Source organism: Streptomyces sp. NPDC091972 (assembly GCF_044756385.1).
Classification (GTDB): Bacteria; Actinomycetota; Actinomycetes; order Streptomycetales; family Streptomycetaceae; genus Streptomyces.
This window is the reverse complement of sequence record NZ_JBIVSV010000006.1, coordinates 17,618-35,278: the sequence shown is the minus strand read 5'-3', so window position 1 is coordinate 35,278 and position 17,661 is coordinate 17,618. Positions and strand designations below refer to the sequence as shown.

The window sequence follows — 17,661 nt, the reverse complement described above, 5'->3', positions numbered from 1 at the left end:
CGAGCAGGCCGGTTCCCAGGAGGGGAACCGGCCTGCGGTGGACCGACCAGTGTACGACTTATCCGATCAGTGTGCCGAGTGAGCGCCTCAGCGGGCGTTGAAGTACTTCGCCTCCGGGTGGTGGATGACGATCGCGTCGGTGGACTGCTCGGGGTGGAGCTGGAACTCCTCGCTCAGCTGGACGCCGATCCGCTCCGGCCGCAGCAGGTCGGCGATCTTGGCGCGGTCCTCCAGGTTGGGGCAGGCGCCGTAGCCGAGGGAGAAGCGGGCGCCCCGGTACTTCAGGGCGAACATGTCCTCGACGTCGGCCGGGTCCTCGCCGGAGAAGCCGAGCTCGGAGCGCACGCGGGCGTGCCAGTACTCGGCGAGCGCCTCGGCCAGCTGGACGGACAGACCGTGCAGTTCGAGGTAGTCGCGGTAGGCGTTGGCCTCGAAGAGCTCGGCGGTCCGCTCACCGATCCGCGAGCCGACGGTGACGACCTGGAGGCCGACCACGTCGGTCTCCCCCGACTCCTCCGGGCGGAAGAAGTCGGCCAGGCACAGCCGGCGGCCGCGGCGCTGGCGCGGGAAGGTGAAGCGGGTGCGTTCGTTGCCCTCCTCGTCCAGGATGATCAGGTCGTCGTCCTTGGACACGCACGGGAAGTAGCCGTAGACCACGGCGGCTTCCAGGAGGTTCTCGGTCTGGAGCTGGTCCAGCAGGCCGCGCAGCCGGGGCCGGCCGTCGGTCTCGACGAGCTCCTCGTACGTCGGGCCCTCGCCGGTGCGGGCCTGCTTGAGCCCCCACTGGCCCTTGAACAGGGCGCCCTCGTCGAGCCAGGAGGCGTACTCCTTGAGCTGGATGCCCTTGATGACGCGGGTGTCCCAGAACGGCGGGGTGGGCACCGGGTTGTCGGTGGCCACGTCGGAGCGGACGTGCCCCTCCTCGGGCCGCTCCTCCTCCACCACCGCGGCGCTCGCGCGGACCCGGCGCTGCTTGAGCTCGGGCAGCTTGGCGCCGGGCACGCCGCGCTTGACGCCGATCAGGGCGTCCATGAGGCGCAGGCCCTCGAAGGCGTCGCGGGCGTAGCGGACCTCGCCCTGGTAGATCTCGTGCAGGTCCTGTTCGACGTACGCCCTGGTGAGGGCGGCTCCGCCGAGGATGACCGGGAAGTCGGCGGCGAGGCCGCGCTGGTTGAGCTCCTCCAGGTTCTCCTTCATGATCACCGTGGACTTGACCAGGAGCCCTGACATGCCGATGACGTCGGCGCGGTGCTCCTCGGCGGCTTCCAGGATCGCGGAGACCGGCTGCTTGATGCCGAGGTTGACCACGTTGTAGCCGTTGTTGGACAGGATGATGTCGACGAGGTTCTTGCCGATGTCGTGGACGTCGCCGCGGACGGTGGCGAGCACGATGGTGCCCTTGCCGGCCTCGTCGCCCTCGACCTTCTCCATGTGCGGTTCGAGGTAGGCCACGGCGGTCTTCATGACCTCGGCGGACTGGAGGACGAACGGCAGCTGCATCTGGCCGGAGCCGAAGAGCTCGCCGACGACCTTCATGCCGTCCAGGAGGGTGTCGTTGACGATGTCGAGGGCGGGACGGTCCTGAAGGGCCGCGTCGAGGTCGGCCTCCAGGCCGTTCTTCTCGCCGTCGATGATGCGACGCTTGAGGCGCTCCTCCAGCGGGAGGGCGGCCAGCTCCTCGGCCTTGCCGGCCTTGAGGGACTTGGCGGTGGCGCCCTCGAACAGGGCCATCAGCTTCTGGAGGGGGTCGTAGCCCTCGGCACGGCGGTCGTAGATGAGGTCGAGGGCGGTCTGCACCTCTTCCTCGCTGAAGCGGGCGATGGGCAGGATCTTCGACGCGTGGACGATCGCCGAGTCCAGGCCCGCCTTGACGCACTCGTCGAGGAAGACCGAGTTGAGCAGGATGCGGGCGGCCGGGTTGAGGCCGAAGGAGATGTTGGACAGGCCGAGCGTGGTCTGGACGTCCGGGTGGCGGCGCTTGAGCTCGCGGATCGCCTCGATGGTGGCGAGGCCGTCCTTGCGGGACTCCTCCTGACCGGTGCAGATGGTGAAGGTCAGGGTGTCGATGAGGATGTCCGACTCGTGGATGCCCCAGTTGCCGGTCAGGTCGTCGATGAGCCGTTCGGCGATCTCGACCTTCTTCTCGGGGGTGCGGGCCTGGCCCTCCTCGTCGATGGTCAGCGCGATCAGCGCGGCGCCGTGCTCCTGGGCGAGCTTGGTGACCTTCGCGAAGCGGGACTCGGGGCCGTCGCCGTCCTCGTAGTTGACGGAGTTGATGACCGCGCGGCCGCCGAGCTTCTCCAGGCCGGCCTCGATGACGGGCACCTCGGTGGAGTCCAGGACGATCGGCAGGGTGGAGGCGGTGGCGAAGCGGCCGGCGAGCTCCTTCATGTCGGCGACGCCGTCCCGGCCCACGTAGTCCACGCAGAGGTCCAGCATGTGGGCGCCCTCGCGGATCTGCTCGCGGGCCATCTCCACGCAGTCGTCCCAGCGGGCCTCCAGCATGGCCTCGCGGAACTTCTTCGAGCCGTTGGCGTTGGTGCGCTCGCCGATGGCCAGGTAGGAGGTGTCCTGACGGAAGGGGACCGTCTGGTAGAGGGAGGCGGCGCCGGGCTCGGGCTGCGGGTGGCGCTCGGGGGGCGTGAGGTCGCGGACCCGCTCGACGACCTGGCGCAGGTGCTCGGGGGTGGTGCCGCAGCAGCCGCCGATCAGGGAGAGGCCGTAGTCGCGGACGAAGTTCTCCTGGGCGTCGGCCAGGCCCTCGGGGTCGAGCGGGAAGTGCGCGCCGTCCTTGGTGAGGATGGGCAGGCCCGCGTTCGGCATGCACAGCAGCGGGATGCGGGAGTGCCGGGCGAGGTAGCGCAGGTGCTCGCTCATCTCGGCCGGGCCGGTCGAGCAGTTCAGACCGATCATGTCGATGCCGAGGGGCTCCAGCGCGGTGAGCGCGGCGCCGATCTCGGAGCCGAGCAGCATGGTGCCGGTGGTCTCGAACGCCATCGAGACGACGAGCGGCACGTCGGCGCCGGTGGCCTCCAGGGCACGGCGGGCGCCCAGCACGGACGCCTTCGTCTGGAGCAGGTCCTGCGTGGTCTCGACGATCAGCGCGTCGGCGCCGCCGGCGAGGAGTCCCTCGACGTTGGCCTGGTAGCCGTCGCGGATCGTGGCGTAGTCGATGTGGCCGAGGGTGGGCAGCTTGGTGCCGGGGCCGACGGAGCCCAGCACCCAGCGGGGGCGTCCGTCGCGGGCCGCGAAGTCGTCGGCCGTCTCACGGGCGATGCGGGCACCCGCCTCGGACAGCTCGTGCACGCGGTCGGCGATGTCGTACTCGGAGGCGGCCGTGTGGTTGGCCCCGAAGGTGTTGGTCTCCACGCAGTCGACGCCCACCGCGAAGTACGCCTCGTGGACCGAGCGGACGATGTCCGGGCGGGTCACGTTGAGGATCTCGTTGCAGCCCTCGAGGTTCTCGAAGTCCTCGAGGGTGGGGTCCTGCGCCTGGAGCATGGTGCCCATCGCTCCGTCGGCCACCACCACTCTGGTGGCGAGCGCCTCACGGAGCGCGGACACACGGGTCCGGCTGTCGGCGGAAGGGGTCAGTGGCGACGAGGCCATGAAGGGGCTCCCTCGGTTGCGACGGCTGTCGGCTTCAGGCGCCCGCGAGTCGTCCCGCGCCGGGCGCACCACGCCAGAGTAGCCGGGTCCCCTGGAGGATGGACGGCACGTCCATGGGGCGGACGAGGATGGCGGCCGGGTCACCGGCGGGACACCGGTGACGCAACAGATGCCGACCGACCATTAGCGGGAGGTCGGCATCGACCGGTAGTGTTCGGCATTGCCGAACAGCGGCATCGACGCCGTAGCACTCGGCTGTCGAAGGGGACGGAGGCGGAACGGCGATGGCACGGAACATCCAGTCGCTCGAACGGGCGGCCGCGATGCTGCGGCTCCTCGCGGGCGGCGAGCGGAGACTCGGCCTGTCGGACATCGCCTCGTCCCTGGACCTGGCCAAGGGCACCGCGCACGGCATCCTGCGCACCCTCCAGGCGGAGGGGTTCGTGGAGCAGGACGAGGCCTCGGGGCGGTATCAGCTCGGTGCCGAGCTGCTGCGCCTGGGAACCACCTATCTCGACGTGCACGAACTGCGCGCGCGTGCGCTCGTGTGGACGGACGACCTGGCCCGCTCCAGCGGCGAGAGCGTCCATCTGGGCGTGCTGCACCAGCACGGCGTGCTGATCGTGCACCACGTCTTCCGGCCCGACGACAGCCGGCAGGTGCTGGAGATCGGGGCCATGCAGCCCCTGCACTGCACGGCGCTCGGCAAGGTGCTGTCGGCGTACGACCCGGTGGCGCACAGCGAGGCCCTGGAGAGCGACCGCAAGGCGTTCACCGACCGGACCGTGTGCGAGCTGGACGAGTTCGAGCAGATCCTCGACGTCACGCGCGCGCGTGGGTACGCGTCGGACGTGGAGGAGACCTGGGAGGGCGTCGCGTCCATCGCCGCGCCCATCCACGACCGGCGGCGGATGCCGGTCGGCGCGGTCGGCATCACGGGCGCCGTGGAGCGGCTGTGCCGGCCCGACGAGGAGGGCGCGCTGCGTCCCGAGCTGATCGCGGCGGTGCGGGACTGCGCCCGCGCGGTCTCCCGGGACCTGGGAGCCGGGCGCTTCTGACGGGGATGGGACGGGGCCGGTACGTCATTGACGTGCCGGCCCTCGGTCGTACCCTGACGGAACGGCACAAATCACCGAAACAAGATCGTTGACCCACAGCAGTCAATAACGATCGTGTTTTCGAGTACAGAACTCTTGACGTGCGCGTGAGCCCGGAGCAAGACTCCCGTCCATCGGTCGGCATTGTCGAACACCTACCGGCAATACGCGCTAGAGTGTGACAACGCCAAGGGCCGGCATCGCTCTCACCCCCGAGGGCAGCTCGAACCTCCGGAGGGACCCGGGGTTCGGTCCCCTGGACGAAGGACAAAGGAGTCGCGGGTGTCCAGCTCCGACATCTTCATCGGCGAGACCATCGGTACCGCCGTACTCATCCTGCTCGGCGGTGGCGTGTGCGCCGCCGTCACGCTGAAGGCCTCCAAGGCCCGTAACGCCGGCTGGCTCGCCATCACCTTCGGGTGGGGCTTCGCCGTTCTGACGGCCGTCTACACCTCGGCGCCGCTCTCCGGCGCCCACCTCAACCCGGCCGTGACACTCGCGCTCGCGCTCAAGAAGGACGGCATCTCCTGGGGTGACGTCCCGATCTACTGGGGCGGTCAGCTCCTCGGCGCCATGATCGGTGCCGCACTGGTGTGGGTCGCCTACTACGGCCAGTTCCACGCGCACCTGACCGACAGGGAGATCGTCGGCGCCCCGGGTGCGCAGGCCACGGCCGCCAAGGCCGTCGAGGCGCAGGAGAAGGGCGCCGGCCCGGTCCTGGGCGTCTTCTCCACCGGCCCCGAGGTCCGCGTCGCCTGGCAGAACGTCGCCACGGAGGTCATCGGCACGATCGTGCTGGTGCTGGCCGTCCTGACGCAGGGTCTCAACGGCGACGGCAAGGGCCTCGGCACCCTGGGCGCCCTGATCACCGCGCTCGTGGTCGTCTCCATCGGTCTGTCCCTCGGCGGCCCGACCGGCTACGCGATCAACCCGGCCCGTGACCTCGGTCCGCGTATCGTGCACGCCCTCCTGCCTCTGCCCAACAAGGGCGGCTCCGACTGGGGCTACGCCTGGGTCCCGATCGCCGGTCCGCTGATCGGCGGCGCGATCGCCGCAGGCATCTACAACATCGCTTTCGCCTAGAACGTCGCACCATTCACAGCGCAGCAGTCGTAGAGCAGTCGCAGACAGCCCCTCACCCACGGATCCCCAGGAGCACACAGTGACCGACGCCCACACCGCCGGCCCCTTCATCGCCGCCATCGACCAGGGCACCACCTCCAGCCGCTGCATCGTCTTCGACCGGGACGGCCGTATCGTCTCGGTCGACCAGAAGGAGCACGAGCAGATCTTCCCGAAGCCGGGCTGGGTCGAGCACGACGCCAACGAGATCTGGACCAACGTCCAGGAGGTCGTCGCCGGAGCCATCCAGAAGGCCGGCATCACCCGCGACGACATCAAGGCCATCGGCATCACCAACCAGCGCGAGACCACGCTGCTGTGGGACAAGAACACCGGTGAGCCCGTCCACAACGCCATCGTCTGGCAGGACACCCGCACCGACGCCCTGTGCAAGGAACTCGGCCGCAACGTCGGCCAGGACCGCTTCCGCCGCGAGACGGGTCTCCCCCTCGCCTCCTACTTCGCCGGCCCGAAGGCCCGCTGGCTGCTCGACAACGTCGAGGGCCTGCGCGAGCGCGCCGAGCGCGGCGACATCCTCTTCGGCACCATGGACACCTGGGTCATCTGGAACCTGACCGGTGGTGTCGACGGCGGCAAGCACTACACCGACGTCACCAACGCCTCCCGCACCATGCTGATGAACCTCCACACGCTGGAGTGGGACGAGAAGATCGCCGAGTCCATCGGCGTGCCGCTGGCGATGCTCCCCGAGATCCGCTCCTCCGCCGAGGTCTACGGCGAGGTCTCCGGCGGCAAGCTGGGGGACCTGCTCGGCGGCATCCCGGTCGCCTCGGCGCTCGGCGACCAGCAGGCCGCGCTGTTCGGCCAGACCTGTTTCGCCGAGGGCGAGGCCAAGTCGACCTACGGCACCGGCACCTTCATGCTGCTGAACACCGGCGAGAAGATCATCAACTCGTACAGCGGTCTGCTCACCACCGTCGGCTACCGCATCGGTGACCAGAAGCCGGTCTACGCCCTCGAGGGCTCCATCGCCGTCACCGGTTCGCTGGTGCAGTGGATGCGCGACCAGATGGGCCTGATCTCCACCGCCGCCGAGATCGAGACGCTCGCGCTGTCCGTCGAGGACAACGGCGGCGCCTACTTCGTGCCGGCCTTCTCCGGTCTGTTCGCCCCGTACTGGCGCTCCGACGCCCGCGGTGTGATCGCCGGTCTGACCCGGTACGTCACCAAGGCGCACCTGGCGCGTGCCGTCCTGGAGGCCACCGCCTGGCAGACCCGTGAGATCACGGACGCCATGACCAAGGACTCGGGCGTCGAGCTCGCGGCCCTCAAGGTCGACGGCGGCATGACCTCCAACAACCTGCTGATGCAGACCCTCTCGGACTTCCTGGACGCCCCCGTGGTGCGCCCGATGGTCGCCGAGACCACCTGCCTCGGCGCCGCTTACGCCGCCGGTCTCGCCGTCGGCTTCTGGACCAGCACCGACGACCTGCGCGCCAACTGGCGCCGGGCCGCCGAGTGGACCCCCCGCATGGACGCGGAGACCCGCGACCGTGAGTACAAGAGCTGGCTCAAGGCCGTCGAGCGGACCATGGGCTGGCTCGAGGACGAGAGCTGAGAGACACCCCCTCAACAGCTCTGACGAGGAGTAAGAACCCCACATGACCAGTCAGTCCACCCTGCAGTCCGTGCCTGCCCTCGGTACGCGCCCGGCCTCCGGCTCCCTTCCGAGCCGCGCCGAGACCCGGGAGCAGCTCTCCAAGGCGTCGTACGACCTTCTCGTGATCGGCGGCGGCATCCTGGGCATCTCCACCGCCTGGCACGCCGCGCAGTCCGGCCTCAGGGTGGCTCTGGTCGACGCCGGCGACTTCGCCGGCGCCACCTCCTCCGCCTCCTCCAAGCTGCTCCACGGCGGTCTGCGCTACCTGCAGACCGGCGCGGTGCGGCTGGTGGCGGAGAACCACTTCGAGCGCCGTGCGGTCTCCCGCCAGGTGGCACCCCACCTGGCGAACCCGCTCACCTTCTACCTCCCCGTGTACAAGGGCGGGCCGCACGGCGCCGCGAAGCTCGGGGCGGGCGTCTTCGCCTACTCCGCGCTCTCGGCGTTCGGCGACGGCGTCGGCCACCTGCTGTCCCCCGCCAGGGCGGCGCAGGACGTGCCCGAGCTGCGCACCGACAACCTCAAGGCCGTGGCCGTGTACGGCGACGACCAGATGAACGACGCGCGCATGGCGCTGATGACGGTCCGCGCTGCCGTCGAGGCGGGCGCGGTCGTGCTCAACCACGCCGAGGTGACCGGTCTCCGCTTCACCCGGGGCCGGGTGACCGGCGCGGACCTGCGCGACCGGCAGTCCGGTGACGAGTTCGGCGTCAACGCCCGGCTCGTACTGAACGCGACCGGGCCGTGGGTCGACCACCTGCGCAGGATGGAGGACCCGAACGCGGCTCCCTCCATCCGCCTGTCCAAGGGCGCCCACCTGGTGCTGAAGCGGACCTCGCCGTGGAAGGCCGCGCTCGCGACCCCCATCGACAAGTACCGGATCACCTTCGCGCTGCCCTGGGAGGACATGCTCCTGCTGGGCACCACGGACGAGGAGTTCGAGGGCGACCCCGCGGACGTCACCGTCACCGAGAAGGACACGGCCCAGATACTCGACGAGGCCGCGTTCTCCGTCCGCGACCAGCAGCTCTCCCGTGACCTGATCACCTACGCCTTCGCGGGGCTGCGAGTGCTGCCGGGCGGGCCGGGCGACACCGCCAAGGCCAAGCGCGAGACGGTGGTCACCGAGGGCAAGGGCGGCATGCTGTCCGTCGCGGGCGGCAAGTGGACGACCTTCCGGCACATCGGCCGTACGGTCATGCAGAAGCTGGAGGCGCTGCCGGGCGCCCCGCTCGGTGACGACTACGAGCCCATCTCCTCGCTGCCGAAGCGGCTCCCGCTTCCCGGTGTCGCCAACCCGCGCGCGGTCGCGCACCGCCTGCTGGTGGACAACCCGGCGCCCGGTCCGCGGATGGCCGCCGACACGGCCAAGCACCTGGCGACGCACTACGGTTCGCTGGCCTTCGACATCGCCCGGCTGGCCAACGAGAACCCGGAGCTGGGCGAGCGCGTGCACCCGGACGCCCCGGAGATCTGGGCGCAGGTCGTGTACGCCCGGGACAACGAGTGGGCCGAGACGCCGGACGACGTCCTGCGCCGCCGCACCACGCTGACGATCCGGGGCCTGGCCACGGACGAGGTCCGGGCGAAGGTCCAGGACCTGCTCGACAAGAAGTAGCCCCGGGCCCGGTCCCTCCCCGACCGGGACCGGCGTCCGAGAACGGCCCCTCCCCTCCCCTGGAGGGGCCGGCACGCGAGAGGGGGCGGCTCCCCGCCGACGGAGCCGCCCCCTTTTCGCATACCGCCGGAAGCCCGCGCTCGCCCGGGAAGGGGCGGTCCCCGGCAGCCTCCATAATGTGCTCGGACATCCGACGTCTCAGCGCACCCGCGGCGCGAGAAGGAGGCCGGACATGGCTGTCACCGACGAGGCGATCGAGAAGATCAAGGGCATGATCGTCTCCGGCGCGCTGCGCCCCGGCGACCGCCTCCCCAAGGAGAGCGAACTCGCCTCCGAACTGGGGCTGTCCCGCAACTCGCTGCGCGAGGCCGTGCGGGCGCTGTCCCTGATCCGCATCCTGGACGTACGGCAGGGCGACGGCACGTACGTGACCAGCCTGGACCCGCAACTCCTGCTGGAGGCGCTGAGCTTCGTCGTGGACTTCCACCGCGACGACACGGTCCTGGAGTTCCTGGCCGTGCGCCGCATCCTGGAGCCGGCCGCCACCGCCATGGCCGCCACCCGGATCAGCGAACAGCAACTGGACGCGCTGACCGCCCAGTTGGACAGGCTCGGCGACAGCCCGTCGGTGGAGGAGCTGGTCGCCTGCGATCTCGACTTCCACAGCGGGATCGTGCGGAGCTCCGGCAACTCCGTGCTGTGCTCCCTCCTGGACGGCCTGTCCGGACCCACCACGCGGGCCCGGATCTGGCGCGGCCTGACCCAGCAGGACGCGGTCAGCCGCACCCTGCACGAGCACCGCGCGATCCTGGCGGCCCTGCGGGACCGGGACGGCGAGGCGGCCCGCTCCTGGGCCACGGTGCACATCGCGAGCGTCGAGCAGTGGCTGCGCGCCACGCTGTGAGTCACTCGGGCCCGGGCTCCGCCAGCCGCTCCTGCAGGGCCAGGTGCCGGAACTGGTGGACGGCGCCCACCCGGCGCAGCACACCCCGGTCGTGGGCGTCGGCGAGGAAGCCCATGAGGTCGTACGGCAGTCCCCGGCGCAGGGCCAGGTAGCAGCGGGCGACCGCGTAGTGGCCCCACGCGGCCTGCCGGATGCCGACGGCCAGTCCCGTCAGCAGGGCGGGGATGAGGCCCACGACGAACATCCACAGGTAGCCGCCGGTGGGCTCCGCGCCCCACACCCGGGTCGACCCAGACAGCACCGCGCACCAGCCCTGCGCGCCGATCACCAGGGCGCCGACGACGGCCGAGGTCAGGACGCAGACGCCGAGGGTGCGCCGGTCGTTGGCGAGCAGGGCCCGCTCGTCGGCGCCGGCGGCCACGTCCACCGGGACGGCCCGCAGGCCGTGCACCAGCAGGCAGGACATGGCGAACACGGCCGCGAGCTGGGCGCCGGCCCAGCATGCCTCGCCCGGGTCGGCGGGCGCGATGTTCTCCGCGCCCGAGGGCCCCAGCAGCGCGTAGGCGACCAGGCCCTCCAGGACGATGCTCGCGCCCAGCAGGGTCCCGACCAGCAGCCCCCGGCCGACCCCCGCGGCGCTCCAGTGCCAGCGCAGCCGGGCGACGGGACGGGCCGGGTCCGCGGGCACCCCGTCGGTGCCGATGGCCGCGGCCGTCACGCCGTAGAGGAGGGCGCTGGCGATGCCGCACGCGTTGCCGAAGGCGGCCACGTAGCAGAGCGCGGCGAGGGCGCCGGTCAGCAGGGCACGGCGGTCCCAGCGGGACGGCCGCCGCAGCCGGGGCCGGACACCGAAGGCGAACCCGGAGATGATCAGGCCGACCAGGGTGAGCGCCCCGGTGTCGGCCAGCCGATTGAACAGGAGTTCGGGAAGGCTTCCCGGTGGCGCGGCGAGCACGCACAGCAGGGTGACCGCCGCTCCGGCCGCGAGGCCGCAGACCAGGCCGCCGCAGATGCCGGCCGCGACGATGCCTAGCCCGCCGCGCTGCTCCCAGTCGGCCGGGCCGCCCTGCGCGGTGAACTGCTGGGTCAGCGCCATGACCGTGCCCTCGAACAGCCAGGCCACCACGCCGAGGAGCGCACCGGCCAGGACCTTGGGCAGTACGGCCGGCACGGTGTGGCGGAGCTTCCACCAGGCGACCTCGGCCGCGCCGTCGAGACCGCGTTCCATGTGCCGGGCGAGGAAGACGAGCGCGAGGCGTGCCTGGGCCGTCGGCCAGTGGCCGCTCCGGCGCGGGTGCGGACGGTAGGCGGCGTCGACGAAGGCGTCGAGGAGGTGGTGCTCCACGGCGGTACGGTCGCGCAGCCACACCAGGTCCGCCGGGTCGGGCAGCACCGCGTGGCCCTCGTCCGGCCGTGGGTTGTACACGGTGCGTGCCAGGGACACCATCAGCGGGCTGGTGAGCGCCCGGGCCACCGGGGTGTCCGTCCGCAGCGCCCGCACCACCGGCGTCCAGCGTCGCGCGGCGGGTGCGTGGGGGCCGCCCGCGTCGTGCAGGAGGTAGGCGGCGACGTCGGCGCGGTCCAGGGGTTCGAGGTGGACGCCGGCCAGCCCCGCGAGCCGGGCGGGGACACCGGTGCGCGGCCGCAGCGCCGCCCGGTACTCGGCGGGACGGCTCGACAGGACCATCTCGCGCCCCGGCGGCAGCGCCTGGGCGATGCGGTGCAGGGCCGTCGCCGCGACGTCGGCGGGCAGTTCGTCGAACCCGTCGAGCAGCGGCAGGATCAGCCGCCGGTCCAGCAGCACGCGGGCCAGGGTGCGCCGCCCGTACGGTTCGGGGGCGGGCCCGGCCAGTTCCGCGTGGTCCTGCACGAGTCTGCGCTCCATCCAGTCGCGCAGGTCCAGCGCGCCCGGGTCCCAGGAGGCCAGCGGGAACAGCACGGGCACCGGCCCGCCGGCCTCCCGGCGCTCGGTCAGCGCGAGCAGGAGCCGTACCAGGAACAGGGTCTTGCCCGCGCCCGGTTCGCCGAGGACCAGCAGCCGGACGGGCGCTCCCGCGCCGAGGACGCCGGTGATCTCCCCGCGTCCGCCGCCCGGGCCGGGCCCGGGTGCCTCGGCCAGGTCGGGATCGGCGTCCCGCCAGCCGACGGGCAGGGGATACGGCTCCGCCAGCCGCCGTACCTCCGCCTCCCCCTCCCACTCGTGCCGTACGGCGACGGCGAGCCGGTCGGCGACGGCCTCCGGGGTCTGGCCCGCGGCGGCCTCGGCCCGCTCGGCCCGGTAGCCGCTCCACGCCAGGTAGGCCCCGCCCCAGGTCGGCAGCAGCGCGGCGAGCACGGTCGCCGGATCGTCGAGGCGCGGGGCGAGCAGCAGGGCGCCCAGTGTGCCGGCGGCCAGCAGGGTCAGATAGATGATTCCGGCGCGCCGCACGCGCGACCTCGGGACAACTCCGCTCACCCGACGAAGAGTTCCGTACGTGAGCGGCGGCGGGTGGCCGTAGTGCGCCGCTCCACACGAGTGGGTGAAACGGTGTCGCCGGGCGGACATCGGAGCTCTTGCGCACCGGGGCGGGCACGGCGTCCGGTACGGAGGACCCCGGCGGCGGTGTCCGCGAAGCGAGGACGGCCGGGGTGTTCGGGGGTGGCGAACGGGGCAGTGATCGTTCACTCCCCCGTGCAAGGGGGCTGCGGGCGCCCCCGCCGGACGCCGTAAGGTTGGTGCGTTAGGCGAGGGCACGTCGGAAGGAGGCGCTGGGTGATCGAGCTCGAGGGGGTTCCCGAGCTGATCGACCCGGTCATGGTGGCCGCGTTCGAGGGCTGGAACGACGCCGGCGACGCCGCCTCCACCGCGGTCGCGCATCTGGACAAGGAGTGGAAGGGCGAGGTGTTCGCGGCGCTGGACGCCGAGGACTACTACGACTTCCAGGTGAACCGCCCCACGGTGTGGCTGGACGGCGGAGTGCGCAAGATCACGTGGCCCACGACGAGGTTGTCGGTGGTCCGCGTCGGCGGTGACAAGCCGCGCGATCTCGTGCTCGTCCGCGGTATCGAACCGTCGATGCGATGGCGCTCGTTCTGCAACGAGTTGCTGGGCTTCGCCCACGAACTGGGCGTGGAGCTGGTGGTGATCCTGGGCGCGCTGCTCGGCGACACCCCGCACACCCGTCCGGTGCCGATCAGCGGGACCACGTCCGATCCGGACCTGGCCCGGCGGATGGACCTGGAGGAGACCAAGTACGAGGGTCCCACGGGGATCGTCGGCATCCTCCAGGAGGCCTGCACCCACGCGGGCGTGCCCGCGGTGTCGCTGTGGGCGGCCGTACCGCACTACGTGTCGCAGCCGCCGAACCCGAAGGCGACGCTGGCCCTCCTGAACCGCCTGGAGGACCTGATCGACGTGCGGATCCCGCTGGGCGAACTGGCCGAGGACGCACGGGCCTGGCAGGTGGGCGTGGACCAACTGGCCGCCGAGGACAGCGAGGTGGCCGAGTACGTCCAGACGCTGGAGGAGGCCCGGGACACCGCGGAGCTGCCGGAGGCCTCGGGCGAGGCGATCGCCCGGGAGTTCGAGCGGTATCTGCGGCGCCGGGACGGCGGCCAGCCGGGGCAGCCGGGCGGGCACGCGACCGCGGACGGGAGCGACAGTTCGGCCTATCTGCGGGACGGCCCCGGTGGCCGTACGAAGCCGCCCAGGCCGCCGCGGCCGGAGGCGGAGCCGGGACCCGAGCGGGAACCGGAGTCGGACGACGGGGACTCGTCGCCGGAGGACTGAGCGGAGAGGGCGGTGCGCACGCACCGCCCTCTCCGTCCTTTCCTCTACGGTCTTTCAGACCTGGTCCACGGCCACCGCGTCGTACTCGGTGGCGGGGGTGGGCTCCACGTCGAAGCGCGCGTTGGGCAGGTAGAGCCTGTTCCCCCAGGCGGCGACCGTGGTCGGGATGCGGAAGCGCGGGTCGGTGATGCGGGCGATCGCGGTGCCGCGGGTGCCGGAGGCGTTCAGCCGGAACACGTCGATCGCGTTCTGCTGCTGCTGCACGGCGTAGAGGATCCGCCCGAGCAGCAACAGCCCGTCGCCGTTGGGGAGTTTCGCCGCGCCGAGGTCGACGGCCCGGGCGGCGCCGGTGCGCGGGTCGACCCGCATGAGGCCGCCGCCGTTCGCGTAGGCGTTCACCACGAGCAGGGCGCGGCCGTCGGGGGTGCGCTCGATGCCGTTGGCCGTGAAGTCGGGGCCCTGCTGCCAGTCGCCGGTCAGGGGCACGGTCGTCACCGCGCCCCCGGCCAGCCGGTAGAGCGCCGGCTTGAAGGAGTCGGTGAACCAGGCGGCTCCCGGGGTGAGGACCACGTCGTTCACGAAGGTGCCGCCGGTGGCGTACACGTGCTCGGTCTCGCCGGAGCGGGCGTCGACGGTCCGGATCTCGCCGCTGTCGCCGCCTGCGAGGAAGAGTCTGCGGCCGTGCCGGTCGATCTTCAGGCCGACGGTGGGGCGCCCGGAGCCCCGCGCGACGACCTTGCCGCGGCCGGTGGCCAGGCTCGCCCGGTAGACGTCGCCGTTGGCGAGCGAGCCGAACCAGGCGAAGGGCGCGGTGCCGATGGTGATGCCCTCGGGCTGGAAGCCGTCGGGCAGCGGGAACTGCGCGGGCCACGCGGCGTGCCGGGTCTCTGCCGCGTGCGCGGTGCCGCCGAGCAGGGCCGCTCCGGTCAGCGCGGCGGTCGTGGTCAGGAGTGTGCGACGTGCGAAGGAACGGTCTGCGGGTGCCACGGTGCGTCCTTCCGCAAGGAGGCCGGCCCGGGGCCGGCCGAACGGTCAAGCGACGCTCCCACCCCATCACATGACGGCCGTCTCCACAGCCTTCGAGGCCGATCAGGTGCCGCCGCAAGGGAGTTGCAGAGAACTGTCCGACGGTCGGCGGAAGGACGCAGGGGCGCTTCCGCCGTCCGGAGAAGCGCCCCCGGCCTCCCGTCCTCCTAGAGGGCCACGCCGAGCAGCGCGTCCACCGCGCGGGTCACCACACCGGGCGCTCCCGTGTCGGTGCCGCCCTGCTCCTGCTGGCGGGCGGCCCAGCGGTCGACGGCGGCCAGCGCGGCGGGCGCGTCGAGGTCGTTCGCGAGGGCCTCGCGGATCTCCTCGACGAGCGCCTCGGCGGCGGGTCCGTCGGGCCGGGAGACGGCGGCACGCCAGCGGCCCAGCCGGTCCTCGGCGTCCTGGAGGACCTGGTCGGTCCACTCCCAGTCGGCCCGGTAGTGGTGGGCGAGCAGCGCGAGGCGGATGGCGGCGGGGTCGACGCCGTCGCGCCGCAGCTGCGACACGAAGACCAGGTTGCCCTTGGACTTGGACATCTTCTCGCCGTCCAGGGCGACCATGCCGGCGTGGACGTACGCCTTGGCCATGGGGAACTCGCCGGTCAGCACCTGGGCGTGGGAGGCGCCCATCTCGTGGTGCGGGAAGGCGAGGTCGGAGCCGCCGCCCTGGACGTCGAAGGTCATGCCGAGGTGGTCCAGGGCGATCGCCACGCACTCGATGTGCCAGCCGGGGCGTCCCGGGCCGAGCGAGGCGCCGTCCCAGCTGGGCTCGCCCTCGCGGGCGGCCATCCACAGCATCGGGTCGAGGGGGTTCTTCTTGCCCGGGCGGTCCGGGTCGCCGCCGCGCTCGGCGGACAGCAGCCGCATGGCGGCCGCGTCGAGGTTCGAGACCTTGCCGAAGTTCGGGTCGGACTCGACGGAGAAGTAGACGTCCCCTTCGAGTTCGTAGGCGGCACCGGCGTCCCGCAGCCGCTCGACGAGGGGCACGATCCCGGGTATCGCCTCGACCGCGCCGATGTAGTGCCGCGGCGGCAGCATCCTCAGGGCGGTCATGTCCTCGCGGAAGAGGGCCGTCTCCTTCTCGGCGAGGGCGGCCCAGTCGAGACTGTCCCGCTCGGCGCGCTCCAGGAGCGGGTCGTCGATGTCGGTGACGTTCTGGACGTAGTGGACCTGGCGCTTCGTGTCGAGCCACACGCGCTGCACGAGGTCGAACGCGTTGTAGGTCGCCGCGTGCCCCATGTGGGTGGCGTCGTACGGCGTGATGCCGCAGACGTAGATACGGGCGACGGGACCGGGGTCGAGGGAGACCAGACCACCGGTCGCGGTGTCGTGGATCCTCAGGTCGCGGCCCTGACCAGGCAGGGCGGGGACCTCGGAAGCGGGCCAGGCATGCATGTCACGAGCCTAACCGGACGGATGTTCCGTATACGAACCGGACCGGGCTGGATGGCCGGTAAGGCCTTCTTGCGCGGTACGGCCCCTTGTGCAGTGTCCGCTCAGACGGGCGGCCAGGGAATGGCCGGCCACTCGCCGCTCGGCTCGGGGTGCTTCCCGGAGTCCAGCAGCGCGTCGACACGCGCACGCGTGGCGTCGATCTCGGTGGGGGTGATCAGCGTGGCCAGCCGGGCGGCCAGCTCGCCCGACAGGGCCTCCCTGAGGCCCTTCAGAACGTCCACCGCCTCCCCCGTCAGGGGCTCCCCCGCCCAGCCCCACAGCAGGGTCCGCAGCTTGTTCTCGACGTTGAAGGTCACGCCGTGGTCGATGCCGTAGAGGCGGCCGCCCTCGGCGGGCAGCAGGTGGCCGCCCTTGCGGTCCGCGTTGTTGATCACCGCGTCGAGGACGGCGAGCCGGCGCAGCCGCTCGTCGTCGGCGTGCACCAGCAGCGCGGTCCTGCCCTCGCCGACCTCGGCGAGACCGATGGCCTTCCAGCCCGGCTCGGGCTCCTCGCCGTCGACCAGGGCGAGCAGCTCACTGCCGGGCGCCCCCTCGATCCACAGCTGGCACATGCCCTCGCCGAAGGGCCCGTCCCGCAGCACGGTGGGCGGCACCAGGCCCCAGCCGGTCGCCTCGGACACCTCGTACGCGGCGACCTCCCGCTGGGCGAGGGTGCCTTCGGGGAAGTCCCACAGCGGCCGCTCGCCGCGGACGGGCTTGTAGACGCACAGCGCCTCCCGGCCCTCGTAGGCGACGGAGCAGTGCAGCACCGCGTTGGAGGCGTCCCGGATCTGCCCGCGTACCGTCAGCTCGCCCCGGGCGAGCAGCTCGGCCGTGGTCACGCTCCGCGGCGGTATCCGTTCTGGCGCGGACATACGTGTCCTTCCGGGTCGAGCGGGAGACTGCACAGCGGACACGGCGGCCGCCCCGCGTTGACGACGTCCAGGGCGCGCTTGGCGAAAGCCCGGGCCTGCGCGCCGGTGAGGCGGACCCGCAGCATCGGGGGGCCGTTCTCCTCGTCCTGGAGGAGTCTCTCCTCGGCCTCGGCGAGGTCCTCCTCGGACTCGGCCTCCAGCTCCACGAGGGCCTGCGCCTCGACGATCATGCGCTGCTCCTCGCCGTCCCAGGCGAGGGCCATGGTGCCGACCCGGAACTCCTCCTCGACGGGGGTGTCGAGGGGCGCGGTGTCGGCGATCTCGGTAGGCGGTACGGCCGGCACGGAAGCGCTGCCTCCGCTGCGGCGCACGACCTCGTCGAGGAGCTCGTCCATCCGCTCGGCCAAGGCGGCCACCTGCGTCTTCTCCAGGGCCACGCTGGTCACACGGGGGCCGGCCGTGGCCTGGAGGAAGAACGTACGGCGCCCGGGCAGTCCGACCGTGCCGGCCACGAAGCGGTCCGGCGGGTCATAGAGGAACACCTGACGGGACACGTCCTGTCTCCATTGGATTCGTGAGTACGG

12 protein-coding genes are annotated in these 17,661 nt (G+C 72.0%); 6 read left to right on the top strand and 6 right to left on the bottom strand.

Going from position 1 to position 17,661, the window contains the following annotated elements; genetic code table 11:
- Positions 1–87 precede the first annotated feature (87 nt).
- Entirely contained in the window at positions 88–3,609 is a 3,522-nt protein-coding gene (gene metH / locus ACIQJT_RS19110) for a methionine synthase (protein WP_402644861.1), read from the bottom strand.
- A 284-nt stretch (positions 3,610–3,893) separates the two neighbouring features.
- On the opposite strand from metH, the gene ACIQJT_RS19105 reads away from it, so the two are divergent.
- The 5 genes from ACIQJT_RS19105 to ACIQJT_RS19085 all read left to right on the top strand — a co-directional run bounded on the left by ACIQJT_RS19105 (position 3,894) and on the right by ACIQJT_RS19085 (position 9,971).
- Complete coding sequence (locus tag ACIQJT_RS19105; protein ID WP_365457664.1) at positions 3,894–4,667, top strand: IclR family transcriptional regulator; 774 nt, start codon at positions 3,894–3,896, stop codon at positions 4,665–4,667.
- Between the two features lie 321 nt (positions 4,668–4,988).
- On the top strand, positions 4,989–5,789 hold the full coding sequence (locus ACIQJT_RS19100) for an MIP/aquaporin family protein (protein ID WP_402644857.1): 801 nt from the start codon (positions 4,989–4,991) through the stop codon (positions 5,787–5,789).
- A 79-nt stretch (positions 5,790–5,868) separates the two neighbouring features.
- Entirely contained in the window at positions 5,869–7,407 is a 1,539-nt protein-coding gene (glpK, locus tag ACIQJT_RS19095) for a glycerol kinase GlpK (RefSeq protein WP_365457658.1), read from the top strand.
- Between the two features lie 43 nt (positions 7,408–7,450).
- Positions 7,451–9,067 carry a glycerol-3-phosphate dehydrogenase/oxidase gene (locus tag ACIQJT_RS19090; protein ID WP_365457655.1) on the top strand — a complete coding sequence of 539 codons (1,617 nt, stop codon included), beginning with the start codon at positions 7,451–7,453 and terminating at the stop codon, positions 9,065–9,067.
- A gap of 232 nt (positions 9,068–9,299) precedes the next feature.
- The gene (locus ACIQJT_RS19085) at positions 9,300–9,971 is read left to right on the top strand and encodes a FadR/GntR family transcriptional regulator (protein WP_402644853.1); all 672 of its coding nucleotides are present in this window, start codon (positions 9,300–9,302) and stop codon (positions 9,969–9,971) included.
- A gap of 1 nt (position 9,972) precedes the next feature.
- Here the strand turns inward: ACIQJT_RS19085 and ACIQJT_RS19080 are convergent, their stop codons facing one another.
- The gene (locus ACIQJT_RS19080) at positions 9,973–12,426 is read right to left on the bottom strand and encodes an NACHT domain-containing protein (protein ID WP_402644850.1); all 2,454 of its coding nucleotides are present in this window, start codon (positions 12,424–12,426) and stop codon (positions 9,973–9,975) included.
- Positions 12,427–12,723: 297 nt separating this feature from the next.
- On the opposite strand from ACIQJT_RS19080, the gene ACIQJT_RS19075 reads away from it, so the two are divergent.
- On the top strand, positions 12,724–13,740 hold the full coding sequence (locus ACIQJT_RS19075; RefSeq protein ID WP_365457646.1) for a PAC2 family protein: 1,017 nt from the start codon (positions 12,724–12,726) through the stop codon (positions 13,738–13,740).
- A gap of 54 nt (positions 13,741–13,794) precedes the next feature.
- On the opposite strand, the gene ACIQJT_RS19070 is transcribed toward ACIQJT_RS19075, so the two are convergent.
- From ACIQJT_RS19070 to ACIQJT_RS19055, 4 genes are all read right to left on the bottom strand, one after another.
- Positions 13,795–14,727 carry an SMP-30/gluconolactonase/LRE family protein gene (locus tag ACIQJT_RS19070; protein WP_402644846.1) on the bottom strand — a complete coding sequence of 311 codons (933 nt, stop codon included), beginning with the start codon at positions 14,725–14,727 and terminating at the stop codon, positions 13,795–13,797.
- Positions 14,728–14,933: 206 nt separating this feature from the next.
- Complete coding sequence (gene mshC / locus ACIQJT_RS19065) at positions 14,934–16,163, bottom strand: cysteine--1-D-myo-inosityl 2-amino-2-deoxy-alpha-D-glucopyranoside ligase (protein WP_402644844.1); 1,230 nt, start codon at positions 16,161–16,163, stop codon at positions 14,934–14,936.
- A gap of 101 nt (positions 16,164–16,264) precedes the next feature.
- Positions 16,265–17,077 carry an SCO1664 family protein gene (locus ACIQJT_RS19060; protein WP_402644841.1) on the bottom strand — a complete coding sequence of 271 codons (813 nt, stop codon included), beginning with the start codon at positions 17,075–17,077 and terminating at the stop codon, positions 16,265–16,267.
- The gene (locus ACIQJT_RS19055) at positions 17,041–17,631 is read right to left on the bottom strand and encodes a DUF3090 domain-containing protein (RefSeq protein ID WP_037715380.1); all 591 of its coding nucleotides are present in this window, start codon (positions 17,629–17,631) and stop codon (positions 17,041–17,043) included. The genes ACIQJT_RS19060 and ACIQJT_RS19055 overlap by 37 nt, the downstream gene beginning before the upstream one ends.
- Positions 17,632–17,661: the final 30 nt, after the last annotated feature.